Source organism: Desulforhopalus glucosivorans (assembly GCF_054397165.1).
In genome coordinates, this window is record NZ_AP044854.1 from 3,640,534 (window position 1) to 3,664,307 (window position 23,774).

Genomic DNA, 23,774 nt, shown 5'->3' on the forward strand with positions numbered 1-23,774 from the left:
CCCGGCTTCTGCCCAACTTTACAACCTGTAAAGGCTAGCATCCTTTGATGCCTCAGCCTCCAATGCTTTTCTTCTTCTCTTCCTTCTTTGGAGCGCCTTCTTTTGTCAAAGACCCTGCAACCGCATCGCGGGAAATTTTAATAAGAATGTCTTTTGCAATCTCAAGGGTAATTACGTTATCGGTGATTCCGGTAATGGTACCGTGAATTCCGCCCTTCGTAATAATCTTGTTGCCCTTCTTCAGGTCATTCAAGAAAGCCTGATGCTGTTTTGCCTGCTTTTGCTGGGGACGAATCAAAAGAAAGTAAAAAACAACGAAAATCAGAATAAGTGGGATAAAAGAGGCAAAGCCTCCCGCTGCACCAGCAGCCGGGGCAGCCGCATGAGCAATACCTACCATAATAGTTCCTCCAAAAAAGTAACGGAATTATGCAAACGTCAGCTGAACTAAGCTCTCGTCACATCTGTTTATTAAAACTCTGAGCAAAGTAATCATTCATTCTCAAGCTTGCTATAAAAATCTTTACGAAACTGAGCAAAGTTATCCTCTTCTATGGCCTTGCGGATATCAGCCATCAGATTGAGGTAAAAATGAAGGTTATGAATTGTATTCAGGTGGGAACTTAAAATTTCCCGGGCGTGAAAGAGATGTCGAAGATAGGCCCGTGAATAATTTTTACACGTGTAGCAACTGCATTCTTCATCAATCGGTCCGTGGTCATTACGAAACCGTGCATTCTTAATGGAAATTTTTCCCTTTGTGGTAAACAGGGAACCGTTCCTGGCATTTCTTGTGGGCATGACACAGTCAAACATATCAACCCCCCTGTAGACCCCTTCCACCAGATCAGCAGGAGTTCCCACCCCCATCAGGTAGACGGGATACTCTTTTGGTAGAGAAGGGACAGTCGCCTCTGTCATATCGTGCATCAAATGCTTGTCTTCTCCAACACTGAGCCCACCAATGGCATAGCCGTCAAAACCTATATCAATAAGGGCCGCAGCATGGTCCTGTCGTAGTTCGGGGTACATCCCACCCTGGACGATGCCAAAGAGTAGCTGATCCCGCTTGGTATGGGCCGTACGACAACGCTGTGCCCAGCGGGTGGTAAGATCAGTTGCCTTAATGGTTTCATCCTTGGTTGCAGGAAATGGTATACAAGTATCCAGACACATCATGATATCAGACCCCAGCGACTGCTGTACATGTACTGCATCCTCGGGGCTTAGAAATAATTTTGACCCATCAAGATGTGATTTGAACGCAGCTCCTTTTTCAGTGATGGTCGCAAGTTCTTTCAGGCTAAAAATCTGAAAGCCACCGCTATCAGTGAGGATTGAGCCCTTCCAGTTCATAAATTTATGTAAACCGCCAAAACTTTCGATCAATTCATGGCCAGGCCGAATAAAGAGATGATAGGTGTTGCCCAGAATAATCTGAGCATTCATCTCCTGCAGGTTTTCAGGGGTGACAGCCTTAACAGTGCCCTGGGTCCCTACTGGCATAAAAACAGGGGTCTGAATTACACCCTGTCTGGTTTTCACTTCTCCACGCCGGGCTGCACATTCGGAGGACTGTTTGTGTAATGTAAACGGTGAATTATTGTCCATAATTTCTTCTATTTTTATCTTAATGTTACAAGGAGTACTTCACTTGTATGGTAATGCGTCTTTATATATTATAAGTAGGCTTAACTTTTTTAGATAGGGTCAACAAAAGTGTACCACTGCAGCCTACTCTCTGTCACGGGTCTTAGCATTGCTTAACGGAATTTGCAATGATGGAAAGGGTTACAAACGGATAGAGAGCTCTTTTATGCATTACGCATCTTCACATTTTATTGCCGTTACTGTACAGCTTACCACACCAGAAAATGGAGTATCACTCATTTTCCCGGGCAAGCCTTGCTCATGGGTGTAAACGTAATAATACTTGATTATTCTCTATTTTTCTGCATACTTAAAAGTGGCGTTCTTTTATATACATATTCAAAATAACACGGATACAGCTTTGCACCCCACCTTTAACTCGACATACAAATGAAAACAATTGTCATCATAGAAAATGAAGCTGTGCAGCTCGAGGCCTTAGTCCATTTATTTAATCAGTGGCAAAAAGAGATTAACGTCCTTACTGCCACTGAAGAACAGGCCGCTATCTCCATAATCTCTAAACAGCAGGTGGACCTCGTTGTCTGTGATCTGACAATTCCAGCCACCTTCAAACTGGCCAACTTCTCTCTTTTAACGAAGACCTTCCCCTACGTTCCCTGTATTGCACTCTCTGAAGAGAAGGGTCCACATGCCAAGGAAGTATTGGAATATGGTGCAAGCCACTGTCTCATGAAGCCATTGGACACGGATAAACTCTTGGATTGTGCCTACGAAATTCTTGAAGGATCACCCACCGGAACAACAGAAGGAATCCCAGTCCACAGTTTTCTTCAGATGCTTGAAAGTGAGGAGCAGACTTGCACTGTAGAGGTTAAGACCGCAAGCGATCGAGGTCTCCTCTATATGAAAGACGGTCAATTAATTGGAGCAGAAACCAAAACCTTTGTGGGGGAGGAAGCAGCTCAACTCATTCTATCCTGGCCTGAAACCCGGCTAAAACTCCTCTACTTCAACGGTCAATACACACGACAGATACAAAAGGATCTACTCTCCATAATTATTGAGTCGTTTGAACTTTCATCTGAACTTAACCGTACAAAAGACTCAGAGAAGGTCAAACCATTGCACCAACTGCCACTACAACACGCCACCACCCAAGGCAAGGAACTACCACTAAAGCTGGGTGCCCGGGTGAAAATAATCTTTTTTGATCTTGAGACTGAAGTTGAAACGAATCTCGTGGGAATGGTTAAGGGTAATTCTATAATTGTTGAAAACCCTCTTCCAGAAATAGACCTGGAACCTCAGATTAATGGCAGGCGAGTTCTAATCAAGTACATCAACAATGGGAGAATGTTGATGTTTAAGTCCCAATTGCTCTCTACCACAGAAAGTCCTACCCCCTTACTTTTTCTAGAATATCCAAAAGTTATACACTTCCACGAACTTCGTAAGGCAAAGCGGTCCTCTATATTTATCCCATCCACCTTTCACCTCCAGGGCGAAAAGGAGCTTTATGGAGTCCTCATCGACATGAGCCTTACCGGAAGTCTCTGTCAGATAAAACACACCACCCGACAGGAAGTGCCGGTCATGGATATTGATTCAACGGTTATTCTCCGTTGCCTGTTGCCTGGCATCCCTGAGGAGCAACAGCTCTACGGCAAGGTGAAAAACATGAAGATTAAACATGGAGAAACTCGAATAGGAGTAGAGTTTGATAGTCTACAACCACACTTAACCGATACCATAGGAAAATATCTCTATTCCCTTGATAACCCGGCGGCCTGAACAGAACGTGCTATTTCCAAACGAATACATCATAAGCGCTCAACGCTTTTTATATAGAGACGCAACAGATTTTCTGATAACAGATTCCTGCCGTACTATTTCTTCGAGCAACTTACATTGTTTTTTGGCCCTCAATAGATTTTCCCCGTCCTCCTGAACCCGGAAATATCTATTACCCTCCAAATGATCTGTAAAAAATCGTAGGCCCAGCTCAAAACATATGGACATAAGTCCATCGTAGATAAGCTCTGGTCGCACATCACAACGATTCTCACCATCACCTGAGAAATAACCAGCAACTATCCATTCACAGTATTCAAGGTCAAACCCTGGTGGACGTTTATCTGCGATAGACTCCCCACTGATACTACAGGCAGAACGAAGGCAATCACCAAGATCATGGTAAATAAGTCCTGCCCCCACAGTATCGAGATCGAGCAAGCCTGTGGCCTGTCCTTCTCGTGTAAAAATAAAATTATCAAGCTTAGGATCCCCGTGGATCGTTTGAGAAGTGAGTTCTCCCCTGTTTCGTGCCCTCTCAATGGTGGTTGCTGATTCTCGAAATGTCTCGATTATCCTATGACAAAAAGAAAGGCTTTCCTCGTAATCCTGAACGAAATTTCCCGAACTCTTATCATAGGCGTCAAGATACGAGAAGAGATGATGAAAGCCCGGCAATGGATCTTTGAGGTTACCAAGGGGTAAATCATGAAACAACGTATGAAATTTTGCGAGAGTAACTCCAACTGATTGTGCCTGTTCCCTCGAATCTATGGCATCCACCGGAATGGTTTCAACATAGCTTTGAGCACGCCAGCAATCACCAAGTCCATCGACAAAACAGACGGCACCAGTATTAGTGTAGATTGGAGCAGCCATTACAAGGCCACTAGACCCTGCCTTATCCTTACGCGCGAGATGATGATGTATCACCTCATAATTCTCTATAACCGCAACAGGTTCAGGAAATACTGACCTACTGATCCTTTGCAAAACAAAAGGCTGTGGAGCGGCATCAACTATATAGGTTTCGTTGATATTACCATTACCGAGCGGACGGACGGAACTATCGACATTGCAGGAAAAAGCTGAAAGAATATCAGAAAAATCTGTCATCACGGACTGTTTCCCTCCACCAATTTAGTGCCTTACCCCTGAAAGCCTGTCATAAAAAACAGGCCACAGCAGGAAGAAATCCTACCGTGGCCTGAACTTTCAAAAGATATGAATTTATCACATCACTTTTCAACGTATATCCGATTATTTGTCAGCTTTAAAAAGATGAACATCCTGTTGAGGATATGGAAAGGATATACCCTTTTCATCAAAGGTGAGCTTAATCTTTTCAGTAAGAGAAAAATACACATCCCAATAGTCTCCCGTTTTAACCCATGGACGAACAACCAGATCAACAGAAGAGGCGCCAAGAGCGGAAACCGCAACCGTTGGTGCGGGATCTTTTAAAATAAGATCCTCAGACTGTAAGATTTCCTCAAGGGTTTCCTTTGCCTTACGTATATCATCGTCATAGCCAATGCCTACAACAAGATCGACGCGCCTTGTAGGATTAGCGGTGATATTGGTGATGGTGGCATTGGAAATAGTGCCATTTGGAATGATTTTTCTCTGGTTATCCCCAGTATTCAGGATAGTAGAAAAAACGGATACTGCCTCAACCTTTCCTGTTTCCCCACCGATGGTCACAACATCACCAACTTGAAAAGGTCTGAAAAGAATCAGCATAACGCCGGAGGAAAAGTTCGCAAGAGAATCTTTTAAAGCCAGACCAATGGCAAGAGAAGCAGCACCAAGTACTGCCAGGAAGGAAGTTGTTTTAATACCGAGTTGCCCGGCTGCAGCAATAATAACACTGGCAAGTAGAGCGTAGTAGATAATACCTTCTAAAAACTTTATAAGAGTAACATCTACATCCCTGCTCTTCATAAGCTTGATCACTACATTTGTTATCCTTCTCGCAATCCATTTACCAATTATAAAGACGAGTAAGGCAGCAAACCCCTTACCAGCGTAGGATAGAACCAGCGGCTGGAGAGTTTTAATCATTTCCGGATCAATTACAAAGTTCATAAGTCCCCCTATTATTCAATGTTAGTACCTTATACATTCACTCAACGGCTCCGCTTATCCGAAGTCTGCGCTTATCCGAAGTCTACGCTTATCCGAAGTCTACGCTTATCTGTCTTTTTTTTATAAGTGAATTTACTGAAGGTTCTTATCCTGGGTACATTATCTTTTTCCCAGGGCTAAATGTATGAGATGCAACTACACAGTATCAATGAAATAAGGCAGAAAAAGCAATAGTACAAGTAAGTTTAATGTAAACGTCCCTTACTCATCCAGGGCGCGAATATCCCAAGCCTCAGTTCTGCTATTATTGTCAGGATTTTTAACGATTGTAAACTCAAAAATTTGAGATGAGTCATTAAAGAGTGAATCGTTTACATCAGGGGCTTTAGAACAGTGAAAAAATACGGATTCAGGCAGGAGACCTTCAGCAGTGAGATTATAAAATCTCATAAAACCAAAACCCCGTTCAGGATTATAATTTATGGGTATACCGCGTTTACGTTCTTGTCCATTTTGGGAGGGAATTGGAAGCAGACCCGGGATAAGAAAACCTGATAGAAAACTATCAGCGGTTTCTTTTAGTTCGTGGCTGACATGATCAAAACCAATGACTTCAACCCGACATCCCATATTTTGCAATGCCAGTACCAGTCGAATAAAGTCACCATCGCCTGTGAGTAAAACAACCCTGTCCAAATTTCTTGCCTGTAACAGGGCGTCAATGGCAAGGTCCATATCTGCATTGGCTTTGGTGGTTAAAATTCCTTCATCATCCACAAAGTGTTTAACGAATTTTTTGATAACCTTAAAACCGCATTGACGAATAACATCATGGTATCGATATAACTTCTGTCTGTAATCAGCATCGTCCTTAGTGCGCTCCCTGTCTTCAGCAAGGTAGGAATTGGCTCGGAGCAGAGTTGAGTTCCCAGCTCCTGCAAGCTCTACGAGCACATCATAACGCATGCCGTAGCCACCACACATGCGGATATTTTCCGCATCGACATAGATTCCAGTTTTCAGCATATCAATTAGTAACTCTTCTATAGTTCTATTAAAACATGACCAGGGCAAATGTTTGATAGTCAGGCGGGATAAATCCATTATCCTTTCGACAGCACACCAGGAGCAATCGAAAGGATAGTTAAAACGAAGGATTTAAGAAACCATTATTCCCACTCAATGGTGGCTGGTGGCTTTGAGGAGATATCATAAACAACCCTGTTCACACCGCGTACCTCGTTGATGATGCGAGTTGAGATCTCACCCAATATTTCGTAAGGAATCTTGCTCCAATCCGCAGTCATTGCATCTCTTGAGTCAACTGATCTGATAGCAACCACATGCTCATAGGTCCTGCCATCGCCCATAACCCCAACGGTCTGAATTGGTAAAAGTACGGCAAATGATTGCCAAACTTTGCGATACCAGCCAGCTTTTCTCATTTCATCCAAAACAATGACATCAGCTTGTCTCAGGATGCGAAGACGCTCCGCTGTAACCTCACCCATGATGCGGATACCAAGGCCAGGACCAGGAAAAGGCTGTCTATAAATCGCCTCTTCAGGTAGTCCCAACTCAAGCCCCAGATCACGAACCTCATCTTTAAATAACTCACGGACAGGTTCAATGAGGTCCAGTTTCATGATTTCAGGCAGGCCGCCAACATTATGGTGGGACTTAATAGGAGCCTCACCCCTAAAACTTACAGACTCAATCACATCTGGATAGAGTGTACCCTGGGCAAGATATTTCACCTTGCCAATTTTCTTGGCCTCTTCCTCAAAGATCTTAATAAACCCAAGACCAATCCGTTTTCTCTTAACTTCAGGATCTTCAACGCCATCCAGTTCGCTCAAGAAATACTCTTCAGCGTTGACATCAATGACATTAAGTTTCGATTTTTCCTTAAAAAACCTGAGGATAGACTCAGACTCACCGGTACGCATAAGACCGTTGTTCACATAGATACAGGTGAGTTGATCACCGATGGCCCTGTGGATAATTGCTGCAACAACAGAGCTATCGACACCACCGGAGAGCGCACAGATAACATTGTCATCTCCAACCTGTTCGCGTATGGCTTTAACATTCTGCTCAATAAAGGAGTGCATGGTCCACTCAGGCTTACAGTCGCATATGCCAAAAATGAAGTTCCGCAGGACATCATTACCAATAAGAGTATGGGCAACTTCCGGATGAAACTGGACCGCAACAAAAGGCTTTTCAGTGTGACGAAGAGCTGCATATGGTGAATTTTCACTCACAGCACTCGCCTCAAAACCGTCAGGAATAACCTCAACACGATCTCCATGACTCATCCACACCTGATGGGTTGCATCTCCTGTCTCAAGACCTGCAAAAAGCCCCGCTGTAAAGTGTACTTTAAGCTCCGCCTTACCAAACTCGCGTTTTTCAGCCTTTTCAACCTTCCCCCCAAGCTGCTGCATCATTAGCTGGGCACCGTAACAGATCCCGAGAACGGGAACACCAAGGTCAAAAACTCCAGGATCACTGAGAGGGGCGTCTTCATCATACACAGAACACGGTCCCCCGGAGAGTATAATACCGGATGGTTTGAGTTCTTTAATTTTCTCTAGAGAAGTTGAGAACGGATGAATTTCACTATAGACTTTTTGCTCACGGATACGCCGTGCAATAAGTTGGGTGGTTTGCGAACCAAAGTCGATGATGATAATTTTTTCGCTATGAATATCCATGGATTATCCCGTAAATTCTATTTTTTACTGTAGTCTTAAGCAGTTCTGTAATTTGGAGCTTCTTTTGTGATAATAACGTCATGGACGTGAGACTCTCTGAGACCTGCTGCAGAGATCCGAACAAAAGTAGCTTTTTCCTGAAGCTCCGGAATTGTTGCAGCGCCCACATAGCCCATGCCCGAACGTAGCCCGCCAAGCATCTGATACAAAACGGTGGAGATTGGCCCCCGGTAAGGAACTTTTCCTTCAATACCCTCAGGAACAAGCTTCGATGAAGAGGTCACCTCAGACTGGAAATACCGGTCAGCAGACCCATCCGCCTGACTCATTGCACCAATTGACCCCATACCACGATAGGACTTATAGGTTCTGCCCTGATAAAGAAATGTATCTCCTGGAGTTTCATCTGTTCCAGCAAAAAGTGATCCGAGCATAACCGAAGATGCTCCGGCACCGATTGCTTTAGCAACATCGCCAGAATGCTTAACTCCACCATCAGCTATAATCGGTATATTAAACTTATTGGCAACTTTTACACATTTTTGCAGAGCGGTCATCTGAGGTACACCTACTCCGGCCACAACTCGTGTTGTACAGATAGATCCTGGCCCGATACCGACTTTCACAGCATTAGCTCCGGCCTTAATGAGCGCTTCCGTTGCCTCTCCGGTTGCCACATTTCCTGCAATTACAGACAGGTTAGGAAAGGCGTTCTTCACTCTGGATACGGCACCCATCACTCCCTGGGAATGGCCATGGGCCGAATCAACAACCACAACATCAACGCCTACCTTAACTAATTTTTCTGCATGGCTTTCAATGTTTGGCCCGACACCTAAGGCAGCGCCCACAAGGAGACGTCCAAAATCATCCTTTGCTGCATGTGGATATTTCTTAATTTTCTCAAGATCCTTGATGGTAATAAGACCTGTTAACGCACCAATATCATTTACAACAAGGAGCTTTTCAATTCTGTGCTCATGGAGAAGCGCTTTCGAATGTTCAAGAGAGATACCAGCCTGCGCAGTAACAAGCTTTTTAGAGGTCATAACATCAGAGACACGCAAACCATCATCGGACACGAAACGAAGATCTCGATTTGTCACAATACCGACAAGTTTTCCTTCGTTAAGTACAGGAAGACCAGAGATCTTATACTCGCTCATAATCTTTTGAACTTCAGCCACTGATTGATTTTGGGTAACAGTTATCGGGTCGATAATCATACCCGATTCCGACTTTTTAACCCTTTCAACCATCAAAGCCTGCTCGTCAATGGACATGTTTTTGTGAATGATACCAATACCACCCTCTCTTGCCATTGCAATTGCAGTGCGATACTCAGTCACAGTATCCATGGCTGAGCTTAAAAGCGGCGTCTGAATATTAATGGTGTCAGTTAACCGTGTTGCAAGACTCACTTCGTTAGGCAGAACATCGGAAGCTGATGGAACAAGAAGTAAATCATCAAATGTGAGTGCAGTTTCTATCTGGTCTGGTAACATGTTCCCTCCTTTTCAGGGATTGAAGTCAAAAACTACCTCAGAGCAACCTCTCTTGGGGGTTTTTATACTCTAACCCGGACGAGAAGCTCAGTTGGCCCTTTTGTATTTCTAATTATGCGTTATATTTTAGAGAAGTACAGTAAGGCATTTCTCTAAATAATCTTTTAATATTTTGTATGCTATCTCTTGAGATAACATCAAGGCCGAACCATAAACCTTTACTACAGTAAAAGGATTCTCAGCCAATGCTGCTTGAAATTAATCCATTCAATCCACAGCAACGATTAATAGATCGAGCTGTAAAGATGCTCAAAAGCGGCTCAATCATCTGTTATCCAACAGATACCGGATATGGACTCGGCTGCGACCTCTTCAATGCAAGAAGTTTAAAAGAGATCATGCAGTTAAAAAAACGGCCCAAACACAAGCCGTTTTCATTCATGTGCTCCGACCTGAGTGATATCAGTCGGTATGCCCATGTCTCAAACACTGCGTACAGGCTCCTGAAAAAAAATCTTCCCGGCCCATATACCTTTGTACTACCAGGTACTAAACTGGTCCCAAAGGTTATGGCAACCAAGCAGAAGACAGTGGGTATAAAAGTCCCGACCCATCCGATCAGCAAGCTCCTTTTAGAAACTCTGGGCAACCCCATCGTTAATACCAGCATTCAGCTGGAAGACGACGAAGCCACCCTTGCAGAGCCTTATGAGATAGATGAGTATATCGGTAACAGAATAGGCATCATTATTGACGCAGGTTCTATATATCCCGATCCATCTTCAGTCATTGATCTTACCGGTGATTATCCTGAAATATTGCGTGAAGGAAAAGGAGATGTTACTCCGTTTCGCTGATCAACGCCTCTTTCAACGATTTACTCATGGTAAAATGTAGGGTCTTTCTATCCGGAATATCCATGATCTTTCCGGTACGGGGGTTTTTTGTGGATCGTGGTTTACGACTTCTCACTGAAAAACTTCCAAAACCTCTCAACTCAATACGCCTGTCTTCAACCAGCGCTTTTGACATCGTGTCGAGCATAATATCCACCGCTAGACTTACATCTTGTTTTTGCATGGACAGCTCGGAACTTACCTTATCTACGAGATCTTTTTTCAACATACCTGACAACTATTATAAATAGAGATTACCAGTGCCTATACCCACGGCACCAAAAAAATATAAAAAAAGGTTGTCTAGCCAGAATCCTGGCAAGACAACCCTTTATGCTACATTGAAAGCACCAGTTACGGCGCTACTTTACTCGTTTTCTGTGGTGTCGCTACCTTCTGCTGCAGCTTTGAGGAGGTCACCAAAGGTTGATGGAGCCGCTTCAGTAGCAACTTTTTCAGCCTTCTTGAACTTCTCTACTGCTACTTCCTCGTCGTCACCCTCAAGGGTTTTAACAGAGAGACCGATTTTACGATCTTTTGCAGAAACATTGATAACGATAGCTTTCAGGACATCACCCATCTGGTACATTCCGACAGGGGTCTTCACCTTGTCTTTGGAAAGCTCAGACACGTGTACCAGACCTTCAATACCTTCTTCAAGTTTCACGAAGACACCGAAATCGGTAACGTTAGTGATTTCACCTTCAACAACAGTTCCGGAAGGATAGTTGTTGTACGCTGCCTGCCATGGATCTGGAACCATCTGCTTGATACCAAGGGAGAAACGCTCGTTTTCTTTATCAATCTTTAGAACAACCGCTTCAATGGTCTCACCTTTAGCGTACTTCTCTGAAGGATGCTTGATGCGCTCGGTCCAGGAAAGATCAGATACGTGAATCAGACCATCGATGCCTTCTTCGATACCGATGAACACACCAAAATCAGTGATATTCTTGATCTTACCTTCAATAACAGAACCAACTGGGTAGTTATCAGTAACCAGATCCCAAGGATTAGGCTGAAGCTGTTTCATACCAAGGGAAATTCTCTTGGTCTCGGTCTCGATGTTGAGAACCATAACTTCAACTTCATCACCTACTGAAACCATCTTGCTTGGGTGACGAGGCTTCTTGGACCAGGTCATTTCAGATACGTGAATGAGGCCTTCAACGCCCTCTTCAAGTTCTACAAAGACACCGTAATCGGTGATGGATACAACCTTACCCTGGGTGGTTTCTTTTACTGGGTAACGGTCAACAACGGTTGCCCATGGATCGTCGCGAAGCTGTTTAACACCAAGGGATACACGATCATGCTCTTTGTCGTACTTAAGAACTTTAACTTCGAGATCTTCGCCGACTTTGTACAGCTTAGCTGGGTGCGAAACACGTCCCCAGGAGAGATCGGTGATATGACAGAGACCGTCCATGCCGCCCATGTCGATGAAGAGACCGTAATCGGTGATATTGGTAATCGCACCGGTAATGATCTGACCTTCTTCGAGCTTGGAACGCATTTCTTCACGAAGCTTGTTACGCTCTTCTTCAAGAATTGCACGACGGGAAATAACAACGTTGTTTCTCTTCTTGTTAAACTTAAGGATTTTGAAATCCATGGAATTGCCGATGAGCGCATCCAAATCCTTAACTGGACGAAGATCAATTTGAGAATATGGAAGGAAAGCTGGAACACCGATATCAACAGACATACCGCCTTTGACACGACTTTCAATTTTTCCGGAGATAGTTTCATCAGCTTCCTGAATCTCTGCAATCTTCTCCCAAACTTTAATTGCAATGGCCTTTTCTCGTGACAGGAGGAGTCCACCCTCTTCTTTACGACGCTCTACGAATACTTCGTAGACATCACCAATGTTTATCTCTTCACCATCTTCCAGGCGGAATTCAGACTTAGCGATATAGCTTTCTGCTTTATCTCCAACATCAACAAGGAGGTAATCATCAACGGTTCCGATGATAGTTCCCATGGCGACATCGCCAACGGCAACAACCTTATTGTTTTCTGGCATCTCAAAGAGCTCTGCAAAGCTCATTCCTTCCATACTGTCCTGGGCTGATTGATTAAGTTGTTCTGTCATGGATTATTTTCTTCCTGTGGACCTAAGGACCAACTGCGTTAAATTCATCTACTCGTTACCACTGCAGGGAGATCAAGTAGAAAGTAATAAAGGCCACACTCCACAGCGGAGAGTAACCTTCTCAGATTTGAACAGTATTGTATATCAAATTTTCATCGAAAGGACAACTACTTCTTACCGAATTGTGTTTTTTTATTTTTTGAGGCAGCCACCCTGAGGTAACTGCACTCCCTGCATACAGAAAAAAACAGAGACCAACCACCAACATAACATTTTGAATTTATGAATTTTTCCCATAAACACCATCTATTTTGGCGTAGTATTACCGGTACTGGAAGATGGTTTTTTATGATAGGTCTTTTTTCGTGGTCTCTGTCCCTGTCGTTGTCCTTTTTTATGGGTAGACTTGGGCCGGGCATTGTCGTGGGGCTTTGCAGTACCTTTTGGTGCTGGAACAAGGAGGGATTCTTCAGGAACAACGCACTCAAGTTTTCTTCCAATATATTCCTCTATTTCAGGTAGATAGAACGACCCCTCTTCACAGGCAAAGCTTACTGATTTACCCTCTGCCCCAGCCCTGCCGGTCCGACCGATTCTATGGACATAATCTTCCGGTTCATAAGGGAGGGTATAGTTCACCACAAAGGTAATTCCATCTATATGGATACCTCTTCCGGCAACGTCAGTTGCAACGAGAATCTTCACCTTACCGGACCTGAAACTCTCAAGGCGGGTCATTCGTTTATTCTGCGCCACATCACCTGAAAGCAACACACAGTCAATGCTATTGCGCTGTAGCCTGTCGGCAAGCCGTTTCGTCTCGTTTTTCATATTGGCAAAGACGATAATTCGATCATCCGGATGCGCTTTTATAAGATTATAGAGAACGGCATATTTTTCCTCAGCTGTTGTGAGATACACGGTCTGTTCAACCGTATCTACTGCCACCTGCTCCGGTTCTGCCTCCACCACAGCCGGCTTTACACACCACTGAGAAGCGAGACGTTGAACATCATCTGTTACTGTCGCCGAAAACATCATGGTCTGCCGCTGATCCTTTGCTGCAACGCGACCAATAATACGACGCACATCAGGAATAAACCCCATATCAAGCATCCGGTCCGCTTCATCAAGAACCAGAATCTTACAACGACTCAAATCCACAATTCCTTTTCCCACAAAGTCAAGTAGCCTGCCGGGGGTTGCAACCAGAAGATCACAACCTCTGTTCACTAAAATTTCCTGCTGCTTCTTATAATCGACCCCTCCATAAACAGCCCGTACAGTAAGATTACAATATTTGGCAAGTTGAGTTCCATCCTTTGCAATCTGCACAACCAGTTCTCTTGTAGGAGCCAGAACCAGTGCCCGTGGCTGACCTTTTCTATTCTTTTTACCGTGCAATAATCTAGAAAAAATCGCCAAGAGAAAAACCGCTGTCTTGCCGGTACCAGTATTTGCTTTTCCAACTAAATCCTTCCCCGCGAGCACATCTTTGAGTGCCTTTTCTTGGATCGCTGTGCAATATTCAAATTTAAGATCGGCTATGGCACGCATCACTTTCAACGGTATCTCAAAATCATGAAATCGTGATTTACCTGGCATTGGAGTTACTTCAAACTTATCAATAGACCAGGGAGGCTTTCGCGGTTTCGGAGCTGTCTTTCTCTCTTGTTGCGGCAGAGTTTTGGCCCTCGATGTCTGTTTTACCGGCTCAGCAACGTCCATACCCGCACTCGGCTCCGCCTCGACGATTTTCTTCTCTCCAGCTCCCACAAACCTGCCATAACGCAGCTTGCCCGCCTGGAATATTCGCTTCATTTTTTTGGAAGCGGAGAGGATAATTTTTTTCATTTTAAATACTCAATTGAAGATGGAATTACGCTGAGCTACACTACAGAAATCAGCCGTAAAAGAGAACTACTCAGGTTGCATTGCGTGCAATGGCCATGAAGAGTTAGAATTACCCCCGGAAAATTGGGAAATAAACCGAGCCCACAATAGTAGGCTCGGAGAAATATAACAACAGGAGAGAAATAAATTGCTGCGGCAGACAAGAAATAAAGACAAACTCTACTCTGGTACTATAGAAAAACTGCTGCACCCTCGATAATTACTGACCCTTTCCTGCTATACGAAGTTCATCCATAATTGGCCCAAACAGCCGTTCATACTCAGGAATCGTCTTTTTAAGAACAACACCAATGTGATCGAGTTCCCGATCATTGACCACAAGATTTGCCGAATAGGCGAGGGCCTGCAGATCGTACAGCGTTTCGAATTCATCACCCAAAAGTACATATAAGATATATCGCCTGCGAGACATATCCATGGTGCGCATATAGCTGTGAAATTTTCCAGAAAGAATACCCGCATTCTCATAGCCACTATGGAGAAAAACAGCCGCATAATTAACAAAACGCATCTTCTCAATAGCCTCATCCACATCCTGTACCTGCTCAACCTGATAGCCAAACTTCACTGCGGCCTGGATCACTATCTTTTTAGAAGGAACATCAGGCATGAGGATCAGTGCCCGTGGTATATCCTCAACCACCTCTTCATCATCAAAGATACCTTCAGCCAACCAATTCACGTCAGGTGGCGCCGGTGGCCGGATTTTACTACCAAGGGGCACTGAAGGGGCTGGAGTCTTCTTCCGCACATCTTTAGGTACTGCAGTTACATCAACACTCAGGGCATCTAGACCAAAAGGTTTGGTGCAATACACGCATTTCACCTTGATCTTCTGGCCAGGTGCCAACTTCTCGATACTTTCCCTAATCTTACCACTTAATTTCAGCTGTTTTGCACAATGGGGGCAGTTTACTTGCATGATCTCCTCATACCTTCAAGTGATTTTCCAGACTATTCATGGTGAGTCTGAGCAGCGTATAACAATTTAAGATAACAGCTTAGCGACGATATGAGCCATACCCTTGATCTTCTTCCTCTTCCTCCATGGCGAGACCAGTCAAGTTTGTGGTCGACTCGCCCCTTTCAGACTTGATCCTGTCAAGCCCACGATTCATCTCAGCTCGCTGGGAACAGAAAGTGATAGCACTTTTCTCAGTTATAATTCCTCTACTAAAGAGCTCAAGGATATGCTGATCAAACGTCCTCATATCAAGGGCTGAGCCCTCACTAATTATATTGTAGTAGGTTTTATCTTCTGATTCGCCGTTCATGATGAGATCTTTTACTCTCAAACTGGTTCTCAGAATTTCCATTGCTGCAACTCGACCACCACCAACACGAGGCGGCAGACGTTGACTGACGATCCAACGAAGGGTATCCACCAACCTGTTTCGAACCTGCGGCTGCTCTTCCTGCTCAAACATACCGAGTATACGGTTAATGGTCTGCCCAGCGTCGATTGTATGCAGGGTTGAGAGAACAAGATGGCCAGTTTCTGCAGCCGTCAAACCAATTTCCATGGTCTCCCTGTCACGCATTTCACCCACCAGAATAACCTTTGGAGCCTGGCGCAGTGCTGCCCGCATCCCCACAGGAAAGGTTGAAAAGTCATTCCCCAGTTCCCGCTGGTTAAAAGTTGCCTGCATCTGTTCATGCACATATTCTATGGGATCTTCCAGGGTCACCACATGTACAGATCGTTCCTGATTGATGCGGTTTAACAGTGCGGCAAGAGATGTTGTCTTACCGGTACCGGTGGCACCGGTAAAGAGGATCAATCCATTAAGTTCTGCCGCCATCTTGCCAAAGGCTTCAGGAAACTGCATGTTTTCAATGGAAGGAACCTGGGTCTCAAGCTTTCTCAGGACCGTTGTAAAGTAACCTTTCTGGGTAAAAATATTTACCCTGAACCTCGCCTTATCTGAAAGCGAATAACTCATATCGCAGGAGCCTGTTTCCACAAGGTCCCGCAACAGACGGCGATTATTACCAATGAGATTCAGAGCGAAAACTTCGGTCTGAAAAGGTGTCAACTGAGACACAGGTGGGGCCACTTTGACGGGCACCAACACACCTGACGATTCAACCTGTAAAGACTTCCCCACGGTTATATTTAGATCCGACACGTTGCTGTGAGCCTCAAGCATTGCCGCAATCCAGTAATCTATTTCCGTTTTTTTCATACTGCTCCCCTGAAAAATTGTGCACGACCACTGATTTTCGTAGTATATTGTCGTAAGTCTAACAATTTTTACATGTTTTATGCAAATTTTCTACACATTTCTTCTTGTTACATATAGACAACATATTTTCCGGAGTAAGACATCATGGCGATTCAACTGCGCAGTGCTACAACAACCCAGGGACGAAAAATGGCTGGAGCCCGAAGTCTTTGGCGGGCCAATGGAGTAAAAGAAGAACAATTTGGCAAACCTATCATTGGTATTGTCAACTCATTCACCCAGTTTGTCCCCGGCCATGTCCACCTCCACGAGATCGGCCAACATCTCAAAAAGATCATTGAAGATGCCGGTTGTTTCGCCGCAGAATTTAATACCATCGCAATCGATGATGGTATTGCCATGGGTCACTCCGGCATGCTCTATTCCCTGCCCTCCCGAGATCTTATTGCGGACTCAGTGGAATACATGTGTAATGCCCACACCGTTGATGCAATGATCTGTATCAGCAACTGTGACAAGATCACCCCTGGAATGCTCATGGCAGCAATGCGCCTTAATATTCCAACCATCTTTGTCTCTGGTGGCCCCATGGAAGCAGGTGTTGACGGAGATAAACGCTATGATCTCGTTGACGCCATGGTTCAGGCTGCTGACAAAAATGTGAGTGATGAGGATATAGAACGAGTTGAGCGATGTGCCTGCCCTACCTGCGGCTCTTGTTCAGGAATGTTTACAGCCAACTCAATGAACAGCCTTAACGAGGCACTCGGTCTTGCCCTTCCAGGAAACGGTACTGTCGTTGCTACACATGCCAACCGTAAACTCCTCTTTGAACAGGCCGCCAGACGAATAGTTGAAATGGCCCACGCCTGGTATGACAATGAAGATGCCTCAGTCCTTCCACGCTCCATAGGTTCAAAAAGCGCTTTTATGAACTCCATGACTTTAGACATCGCCATGGGTGGTTCAACAAACACTGTACTCCACCTTCTTGCCATAGCCAAAGAGGCCGGAGTTGACTTTACCATGGCAGACATCGACTCCTTATCGCGCAAGGTGCCAAACCTGTGTAAAGTTGCACCAAGCTCCCACTACCATATGGAAGATGTTAACCGGGCTGGCGGCATTATGGCCATCCTGGGAGAACTTGATCGGGCTGGACTCATCGATTCAAGTGTCAGCCGAGTAGATTCTCCAAGCCTGAAAGCAACTCTTGCTCAATGGGACCTCTCAAACACCAGTCACACCGAAGCGGCAAAGACTCTCTACCTTAGTGCGCCTGCACAAACTGGGTTAAATCTTGTCATGGGCTCCCAGGACACCATGTACCAGGAAGCGGATCTTGACCGGGCGACCGGCTGCATCCGCGATCTCGAAAACTGCTACGACAAGGAAGGTGGCCTCGCTGTTCTCTTTGGTAACATCGCAGAAAACGGCTGTATCGTTAAAACCGCTGGGGTAGATCCTTCTATCTTTACGTTCACCGGCACCGCACGGGTCTTTTCCTCCCAGGATGATACCTGTGATGCCATCCTCGGTGGCAAAATTACAGCAGGAGACGTTATTATCATTCGCTACGAAGGTCCTAAAGGCGGCCCAGGAATGCAGGAGATGCTCTACCCTACCTCCTATCTTAAATCTATCCATCTCGGAAAAGAGTGTGCTCTTGTAACCGACGGCAGATTTTCCGGTGGCACCTCAGGCCTTTCCATCGGGCACGTTTCACCTGAGGCTGCAGCCGGCGGAGCCATTGGTCTTATTGAAGATGGAGACACCATCAATATAGATATCCCTGGAAGGTCTATTAACCTCGATATCTCAGATGAACTGATGGCTGAAAGAAGAAAGGCTGAAGAAGCAAAGGGCAAAAAAGCCTTTAAGCCTGTTGGCCGTCAACGTCATGTGAGTGCTGCTCTTAAAGCATATGCACTGTTTGCCGCTTCCGCCGACCAGGGGGCAGTAAGAATCCTGCCTGAAGACTAGGGCAAAAAAACAATCTTAGAGCAGAACAAATAAAGGGTGTGGTCAGATACGACTCCACCCTTTATTTATTTTCTGCTTTTATCAGATAACTTCTTTACTTGTTAGTAATAAAAATTACTTTTATTTCGTTCCTGAATTTCTTATTTTAATAAAAGTAATTTATAGCAACATACAAACCTCACCTGAAGGGAGACCACATTGCCAGATGCCAATACTAATTATTGTCCGCAATCTCGTATACTGTTGGTTTCCATCGCAGTACCTTTCTTTACAACTCATTTTAACGAAACTGAGGAGTGATTCTTGAAACCGACAAACATCGAAGATGTCAATTACTTCCATAAGGTCATTGACTGCCAATATGCGTGTCCGGCCCATACACCTGTGCCAGAATATTTACGCCTAATCGCCCAGGGCAAGTATGATGAAGCCTTCAAAATCAACTGGATATCCAATGTTTTCCCTGGAATCCTGGGACGCATTTGTGACCGCCCCTGTGAACCGGCCTGCAGACGCTCACGGGTAGAAGATAATCCGGTGGCGATTTGTCGCCTTAAGCGGGTTGCTTCTGATTACAAAAGTGATGACACCAGTTTTCTCCCTGAGATCCCAAAAAAGAAAAACGGTAAAAAGATAGCCCTCATCGGTGGAGGTCCCGCCTCGCTGACTGTTGCGCGTGATCTCCTGCCCCTTGGCTATGAGGTTGATCTCTTTGATGACCAGAGTAGGGCCGGAGGTTTTGTCCGAACCCAGGTTCCATCTTTTAGATTGCCTGAAAAGGTCTTAAATGAGGAGGTTGATCGTATTCTAAACCTCGGAGTAAACACCCATTTTAACCACCGTGTTGACAGCTTAAAAGAGATACTTGAAAAAGATTATGATGCCGTCTTTGTAGGCACCGGCGCCCCCCGTGGCCGTGATCTTCCCAACCTGCCAGGCAGAGAGGAAGCCGACCCATCTGTTTTTATCGGCATCGAATACCTCGCCTCTGTACTCTATCGTCATATCACCAACTCTCCTCCACGGGTACTGGTTCTCGGTGGTGGAAACACGGCCATGGATTGCTGCCGGATGGCCAAAAGGCTTGGCGGCGATGAGGTTAAGGTCCTTGTACGAAGTCCAAAGTCTGACATGAAGGCCTCTCCGTGGGAGATTGAAGACGCAGAGGAAGAAGGTATTCCAATCCTTGACAACCATTCCCCGGTAGATTTTGTCGTCAAAGCCGGGATTCTTGTGGGTATGCACTTTCAAAGAGTTGAAGCCCAATACGATGCAGAGGGCAAACGTTCTCTGATACCAAAAGATGAGCCTCCAGTGTTTATTCCCTGCGATCAGGTTCTAATGGCGGTTGGACAGGAAAACGCCTACCCTTTTCTTGATGTAGATCTTGAGATGAATCAATGGGGTCTTCCGGTCCTGGACGAACTCACCCACCAATCATCCATTCCCAAGCTTTTCTTTGGCGGGGATGCAGCCTTTGGCCCCAAAAATGTGATCACTGCAGTGGCCCACGGCCATGAGACAGCCATCTCCATCGATCTCTTCTGCCAGGGTAAGGATCTGTATGATCGCCCCGGCCCCACCACAACACTTATCAGTCAAAAAATGGGCCTGCAGGAGTGGCTCTATGAGAGCCATATTTCTGAGGATAAGAGATATGCGGTTCCCACTGTGGACAAGGTCAAATCTTTGAAGAACAGGCTGATGGAGGTGGAGCTTGGTTTCAGTAAGCTCACCGGGCACCAGGAGGCGCTTCGTTGTCTTAACTGTGATGTCCAGACCGTATTTGATGCACCAACATGTATCGAATGTGACTCCTGTGTGGATATTTGCCCTGAAAACTGTATCAACTTTATAAGTAATGGCAGTGAAGAGGAGCTCAGAAAAAACCTCATTATTCCGGCCGACAACAAGGAGCAGTCCCTCTATGTTTCTGAACCACTTCCCACGGGAAGGGTTATGGTTAAAGATGAGAACGTTTGCCTGCACTGTGGTCTCTGCGCTGAACGCTGCCCAACCTCATCATGGGAAATGCAGAAATTCACCTTTACAACTCCAGAGGCGGGACAAAAATGAGTAAGATTGAAAGCATAAATGATTTCGTTGTTCGCTTTGCCAATGTCAACGGCTCAGGCTCTGCGAGCGCTAACAACCTTTTCGCCAAGGCAATTTTCAGGGCAGGTGTCCCTGTCAGTCCTAAGAATATTTTCCCGTCAAATATTCAGGGTCTCCCCACCTGGTATGAGGTACGGGTAAATGAACAGGGTTTTCTAGGAAGGCGCGGAGGCGTTGATCTTATGGTAGCCGTCAATGGCCATACCCTATATAAAGATTACCGCGACCTGCTTCCCGGAGGTTATTTCATCCATGACTCCTCAAAAGACCTGCCTGAGGACTTCCAGCGCGATGACATCACCGTAATTGGTATTCCTTTCACCCAGCTGTGCAATAGCGAATTCAGTAACCCCAAACTACGCCAACTCTTAAAAAATATTATTTATGTTGGCTCCCTTGCATATCTTCTGGACCTGAAATTTTCCATCCTCACGGATTCCATAAAAAAACAGTTCCAGAAAAAGCCAAAGCTTGCAGAACCAAATATCAAGGCCCTTGAGCTTGGCTACGACTACGCCAAGGAACACTATCCCGATGCATGTAAGCTTTCCATCAGAGAAAGTGACCAGGTGGGCGATGGCATACTCATGGACGGAAACTCTGCAATAGGCCTCGGTGCTGTTTATGCAGGAGCAACAGTTACAGGATGGTATCCGATCACCCCGTCGACCTCTGTCATTGAAGCCTTTGAACGCTATACTAAAAAATTCAGGGTCGAAGAGGAGACCGGTCGTAACAAGGTTGCCATAGTCCAGGCCGAAGATGAACTAGCAGCAATTGGTATCGTCATTGGTGCTGCCTGGAATGGAGCACGCTCTTTTACTGCAACTTCAGGCCCCGGAGTCTCACTTATGGCCGAGCTTTTAGGTCTCGCCTACTTTGCTGAGATCCCGGCAGTTCTTGTCAACGTGCAGCGATCAGGACCAAGTACAGGAATGCCCACAAGAACCCAACAGTCTGATATTCTTGCCTGTGCATATGCATCCCACGGCGACACAAAGAATGTTTTGCTTTTTCCCTGTGACCCGAAAGAATGTTTTGAACTCGGTGCAATGTCCTTTGATCTTGCAGAGCGACTGCAAACTCCTGTTATTGTCATGTCCGATCTCGATTTAGGTATGAACGACCACCTCTCCGGCCCGCTTGAGTGGGATGATAAACGGATGTATGACCGGGGAAAGGTTTTAAGCGCAGAAGACCTGGATAATCTCAAAGAAAAGTGGGGACGCTACCTCGATGTTGACGGCGACGGTATCTGTTACCGCACATACCCCGGCACCCACCCCACCAAGGGCGCCTATTTTACCAGGGGTACATCCCACAATGAGTACTCCGCTTACACCGAAGAAAGCTCAATCTACCTCGCTGGTATGGAACGACTACTCGTTAAATGGGATACCGCGAAAAACATTTGTCCAGCACCCAGAAAGAAAATTCGTGATCCAAAAAATAAGGTAGGTGTTCTTTTTTTTGGAACATCCACCCACGCCGCCTACGAGGCCATCAGCAGATTTGCCAAAAACGGCCTTAAAATCAACAGCCTTAGAATCAGGTCTTTTCCTTTTCAGCAGGAGGTGGTCGACTTCATCAATGACCACGAAACAATTTTTGTTATAGAACAGAACCGGGACGCGCAACTGCGCACCCTTCTCATGACTGAGGACAACATTTCTCCCATGAAGCTACAGTCCATCCTCAACTATGACGGCCTGCCGATTACGGCTAATTTTATAACTGAAAAAATAGACTCCCTGCTGAGTGCAAACCCTCAGCCTGAGACAATAAATAAGGGAGGAAAGGCATGAGCTTTGATCGACCCAATTTCCGTCACCCGAATCAGAAGAAAAATTCGGCCGGCTACACCAGACAAGACTATGAAGGTGCTATCTCAACCCTCTGTGCCGGTTGCGGGCACGATTCAGCAACCAACGGTATAATCCAAGCCTGCTTTGAGTTGGGAGTGGAGCCACACCGGGTGGCCAAGATGTCTGGAATCGGCTGTTCATCGAAGACTCCAGCCTACTTTTTAGGAAGGTCCCACGGCTTTAACTCTGTCCATGGACGAATGCCATCCATTGCAACGGGGGCTAACATGGCCAACCGTGACCTTCTCTACATCGGGGTTTCAGGAGATGGTGATACTGCATCCATCGGCATGGGACAGTTTGCCCACGCCCTGCGTCGTAACCTCAACCTAAACTACCTCTGCATGAATAATGGTTGTTATGGCCTCACCAAGGGCCAGGATTCCGCCACCGCTGACAAGGGGTCAGCCGGCAAGAAGGGTGTGCCAAATCCATATTCATCCATCGATCTCTGTGAGCTTGCCATAGAACTTGGAGCAAGCTATGTGGCCCGTGGTTTTTCAGGAGATAAAAAACAACTGGTACCACTGATAAAAGGAGCCTTTGCACATAGTGGCCTTGCCTTTATTGACATTATCTCCCCATGTGTAACCTTTAACAACACCTCTACTTCCACAAAGAGCTATGAGTATGTGCGGGAACACATAGAGGCAACCAACACCTTTGATTTTGTTCCTCTGCAACAGGAAATACTTGCAGAATATGAAGAAGGTACCAGCCGGGAAGTCACTATGCACGATGGTAGCAAGATCTTGCTCCACAAGAGTGACAACACTAAAGATGTTACAGACAGGCTTACCGCTGTAAACAATCTGGAGACCGAAAAAGCAAAGGGTCGACTGCTCACCGGACTTCTCTATGTGAATCAGGATATCATGGAAACCCACGATATAATCAACTCCACCCACAGGCCTTTAAACAGCCTGACTGAAAAAGATCTCTGTCCTGGCAACGCTGCCCTGCAGAAAATTAACGAAGGATTGCGATAACATACCCCTT

At 45.5% G+C, this 23,774-nt stretch carries 18 protein-coding genes; 6 read left to right on the plus strand and 12 right to left on the minus strand.

The features are described 5' to 3' along the window. Positions 1 to 52: 52 nt before the first annotated feature. Together yajC and tgt are read right to left on the minus strand one after the other, a co-directional pair. On the minus strand, positions 53 to 400 hold the full coding sequence (yajC, locus tag ACX6CI_RS15745) for a preprotein translocase subunit YajC (protein WP_458774601.1): 348 nt from the start codon (positions 398 to 400) through the stop codon (positions 53 to 55). 92 nt (positions 401 to 492) lie between these two features. After that, positions 493 to 1,611, minus strand: a complete 1,119-nt coding sequence (gene tgt / locus ACX6CI_RS15750) for a tRNA guanosine(34) transglycosylase Tgt (RefSeq protein ID WP_458774602.1) — start codon at positions 1,609 to 1,611, stop codon at positions 493 to 495. A gap of 429 nt (positions 1,612 to 2,040) precedes the next feature. On the opposite strand from tgt, the gene ACX6CI_RS15755 reads away from it, so the two are divergent. After that, positions 2,041 to 3,405 carry a response regulator gene (locus ACX6CI_RS15755; protein WP_458774603.1) on the plus strand — a complete coding sequence of 455 codons (1,365 nt, stop codon included), beginning with the start codon at positions 2,041 to 2,043 and terminating at the stop codon, positions 3,403 to 3,405. Positions 3,406 to 3,444: 39 nt separating this feature from the next. Here the strand turns inward: ACX6CI_RS15755 and ACX6CI_RS15760 are convergent, their stop codons facing one another. The 5 genes from ACX6CI_RS15760 to guaB all read right to left on the minus strand — a co-directional run bounded on the left by ACX6CI_RS15760 (position 3,445) and on the right by guaB (position 9,718). Then, the gene (locus ACX6CI_RS15760; RefSeq protein ID WP_458774604.1) at positions 3,445 to 4,521 is read right to left on the minus strand and encodes a phosphotransferase enzyme family protein; all 1,077 of its coding nucleotides are present in this window, start codon (positions 4,519 to 4,521) and stop codon (positions 3,445 to 3,447) included. Between the two features lie 144 nt (positions 4,522 to 4,665). Next, positions 4,666 to 5,493 carry a mechanosensitive ion channel family protein gene (locus ACX6CI_RS15765; protein WP_458774605.1) on the minus strand — a complete coding sequence of 276 codons (828 nt, stop codon included), beginning with the start codon at positions 5,491 to 5,493 and terminating at the stop codon, positions 4,666 to 4,668. Positions 5,494 to 5,754: 261 nt separating this feature from the next. Then, positions 5,755 to 6,519, minus strand: coding sequence for a LabA-like NYN domain-containing protein (locus tag ACX6CI_RS15770; protein WP_458774606.1), 765 nt, complete (start codon positions 6,517 to 6,519; stop codon positions 5,755 to 5,757). 143 nt (positions 6,520 to 6,662) lie between these two features. After that, positions 6,663 to 8,213, minus strand: coding sequence for a glutamine-hydrolyzing GMP synthase (gene guaA, locus ACX6CI_RS15775; protein WP_458774607.1), 1,551 nt, complete (start codon positions 8,211 to 8,213; stop codon positions 6,663 to 6,665). A 35-nt stretch (positions 8,214 to 8,248) separates the two neighbouring features. Continuing rightward, positions 8,249 to 9,718, minus strand: a complete 1,470-nt coding sequence (gene guaB, locus ACX6CI_RS15780; protein ID WP_458774608.1) for an IMP dehydrogenase — start codon at positions 9,716 to 9,718, stop codon at positions 8,249 to 8,251. A gap of 245 nt (positions 9,719 to 9,963) precedes the next feature. Between guaB and ACX6CI_RS15785 the strand changes: the two genes are divergently transcribed. Continuing rightward, a complete protein-coding gene (locus tag ACX6CI_RS15785) occupies positions 9,964 to 10,575 on the plus strand; it encodes an L-threonylcarbamoyladenylate synthase (protein WP_458774609.1) in 612 nt (203 codons plus the stop codon). On the opposite strand, the gene ACX6CI_RS15790 is transcribed toward ACX6CI_RS15785, so the two are convergent. The 5 genes from ACX6CI_RS15790 to ACX6CI_RS15810 all read right to left on the minus strand — a co-directional run bounded on the left by ACX6CI_RS15790 (position 10,559) and on the right by ACX6CI_RS15810 (position 16,812). Further along, positions 10,559 to 10,843 carry an HU family DNA-binding protein gene (locus ACX6CI_RS15790; protein WP_458774610.1) on the minus strand — a complete coding sequence of 95 codons (285 nt, stop codon included), beginning with the start codon at positions 10,841 to 10,843 and terminating at the stop codon, positions 10,559 to 10,561. The genes ACX6CI_RS15785 and ACX6CI_RS15790 overlap by 17 nt on opposite strands. A gap of 138 nt (positions 10,844 to 10,981) precedes the next feature. Beyond that, positions 10,982 to 12,712, minus strand: a complete 1,731-nt coding sequence (locus tag ACX6CI_RS15795) for a 30S ribosomal protein S1 (RefSeq protein ID WP_458774611.1) — start codon at positions 12,710 to 12,712, stop codon at positions 10,982 to 10,984. A gap of 306 nt (positions 12,713 to 13,018) precedes the next feature. Next, positions 13,019 to 14,566, minus strand: a complete 1,548-nt coding sequence (locus tag ACX6CI_RS15800; RefSeq protein ID WP_458774612.1) for a DEAD/DEAH box helicase — start codon at positions 14,564 to 14,566, stop codon at positions 13,019 to 13,021. Positions 14,567 to 14,825: 259 nt separating this feature from the next. Continuing rightward, a complete protein-coding gene (locus tag ACX6CI_RS15805; protein ID WP_458774613.1) occupies positions 14,826 to 15,548 on the minus strand; it encodes a hypothetical protein in 723 nt (240 codons plus the stop codon). A gap of 79 nt (positions 15,549 to 15,627) precedes the next feature. Next, positions 15,628 to 16,812 (minus strand): type IV pilus twitching motility protein PilT, encoded by a 1,185-nt coding sequence (locus tag ACX6CI_RS15810; RefSeq protein ID WP_458774614.1) that lies wholly within the window; start codon positions 16,810 to 16,812, stop codon positions 15,628 to 15,630. Positions 16,813 to 16,956: 144 nt separating this feature from the next. Here ACX6CI_RS15810 and ilvD point away from each other — a divergent pair, with 144 nt between their 5' ends. From ilvD to ACX6CI_RS15830, 4 genes are all read left to right on the plus strand, one after another. Next, the gene (gene ilvD / locus ACX6CI_RS15815) at positions 16,957 to 18,795 is read left to right on the plus strand and encodes a dihydroxy-acid dehydratase (RefSeq protein WP_458774615.1); all 1,839 of its coding nucleotides are present in this window, start codon (positions 16,957 to 16,959) and stop codon (positions 18,793 to 18,795) included. 303 nt (positions 18,796 to 19,098) lie between these two features. Continuing rightward, positions 19,099 to 20,871, plus strand: a complete 1,773-nt coding sequence (locus ACX6CI_RS15820; protein ID WP_458774616.1) for an FAD-dependent oxidoreductase — start codon at positions 19,099 to 19,101, stop codon at positions 20,869 to 20,871. Next, positions 20,868 to 22,715, plus strand: coding sequence for a 2-oxoacid:acceptor oxidoreductase subunit alpha (locus ACX6CI_RS15825; RefSeq protein ID WP_458774617.1), 1,848 nt, complete (start codon positions 20,868 to 20,870; stop codon positions 22,713 to 22,715). The genes ACX6CI_RS15820 and ACX6CI_RS15825 overlap by 4 nt, the downstream gene beginning before the upstream one ends. Continuing rightward, the gene (locus ACX6CI_RS15830) at positions 22,712 to 23,764 is read left to right on the plus strand and encodes a 2-oxoacid:ferredoxin oxidoreductase subunit beta (RefSeq protein ID WP_458774618.1); all 1,053 of its coding nucleotides are present in this window, start codon (positions 22,712 to 22,714) and stop codon (positions 23,762 to 23,764) included. The genes ACX6CI_RS15825 and ACX6CI_RS15830 overlap by 4 nt, the downstream gene beginning before the upstream one ends. Positions 23,765 to 23,774 lie beyond the last annotated feature (10 nt).

Excerpts from the sequence above, each read along its gene's own strand:
- yajC (WP_458774601.1), bottom strand. The coding sequence starts at position 400 with ATGGTAGGTATTGCTCATGCGGCTGCCCCGGCTGCTGGTGCAGCGGGA.
- tgt (WP_458774602.1), bottom strand. The coding sequence starts at position 1,611 with ATGGACAATAATTCACCGTTTACATTACACAAACAGTCCTCCGAATGT.
- ACX6CI_RS15755 (WP_458774603.1), top strand. The coding sequence starts at position 2,041 with ATGAAAACAATTGTCATCATAGAAAATGAAGCTGTGCAGCTCGAGGCC.
- ACX6CI_RS15760 (WP_458774604.1), bottom strand. The coding sequence starts at position 4,521 with ATGACAGATTTTTCTGATATTCTTTCAGCTTTTTCCTGCAATGTCGAT.
- ACX6CI_RS15765 (WP_458774605.1), bottom strand. The coding sequence starts at position 5,493 with ATGAACTTTGTAATTGATCCGGAAATGATTAAAACTCTCCAGCCGCTG.
- ACX6CI_RS15770 (WP_458774606.1), bottom strand. The coding sequence starts at position 6,519 with ATGCTGAAAACTGGAATCTATGTCGATGCGGAAAATATCCGCATGTGT.
- guaA (WP_458774607.1), bottom strand. The coding sequence starts at position 8,213 with ATGGATATTCATAGCGAAAAAATTATCATCATCGACTTTGGTTCGCAA.
- guaB (WP_458774608.1), bottom strand. The coding sequence starts at position 9,718 with ATGTTACCAGACCAGATAGAAACTGCACTCACATTTGATGATTTACTT.
- ACX6CI_RS15785 (WP_458774609.1), top strand. The coding sequence starts at position 9,964 with ATGCTGCTTGAAATTAATCCATTCAATCCACAGCAACGATTAATAGAT.
- ACX6CI_RS15790 (WP_458774610.1), bottom strand. The coding sequence starts at position 10,843 with ATGTTGAAAAAAGATCTCGTAGATAAGGTAAGTTCCGAGCTGTCCATG.
- ACX6CI_RS15795 (WP_458774611.1), bottom strand. The coding sequence starts at position 12,712 with ATGACAGAACAACTTAATCAATCAGCCCAGGACAGTATGGAAGGAATG.
- ACX6CI_RS15800 (WP_458774612.1), bottom strand. The coding sequence starts at position 14,566 with ATGAAAAAAATTATCCTCTCCGCTTCCAAAAAAATGAAGCGAATATTC.
- ACX6CI_RS15805 (WP_458774613.1), bottom strand. The coding sequence starts at position 15,548 with ATGCAAGTAAACTGCCCCCATTGTGCAAAACAGCTGAAATTAAGTGGT.
- ACX6CI_RS15810 (WP_458774614.1), bottom strand. The coding sequence starts at position 16,812 with ATGAAAAAAACGGAAATAGATTACTGGATTGCGGCAATGCTTGAGGCT.
- ilvD (WP_458774615.1), top strand. The coding sequence starts at position 16,957 with ATGGCGATTCAACTGCGCAGTGCTACAACAACCCAGGGACGAAAAATG.
- ACX6CI_RS15825 (WP_458774617.1), top strand. The coding sequence starts at position 20,868 with ATGAGTAAGATTGAAAGCATAAATGATTTCGTTGTTCGCTTTGCCAAT.
- ACX6CI_RS15830 (WP_458774618.1), top strand. The coding sequence starts at position 22,712 with ATGAGCTTTGATCGACCCAATTTCCGTCACCCGAATCAGAAGAAAAAT.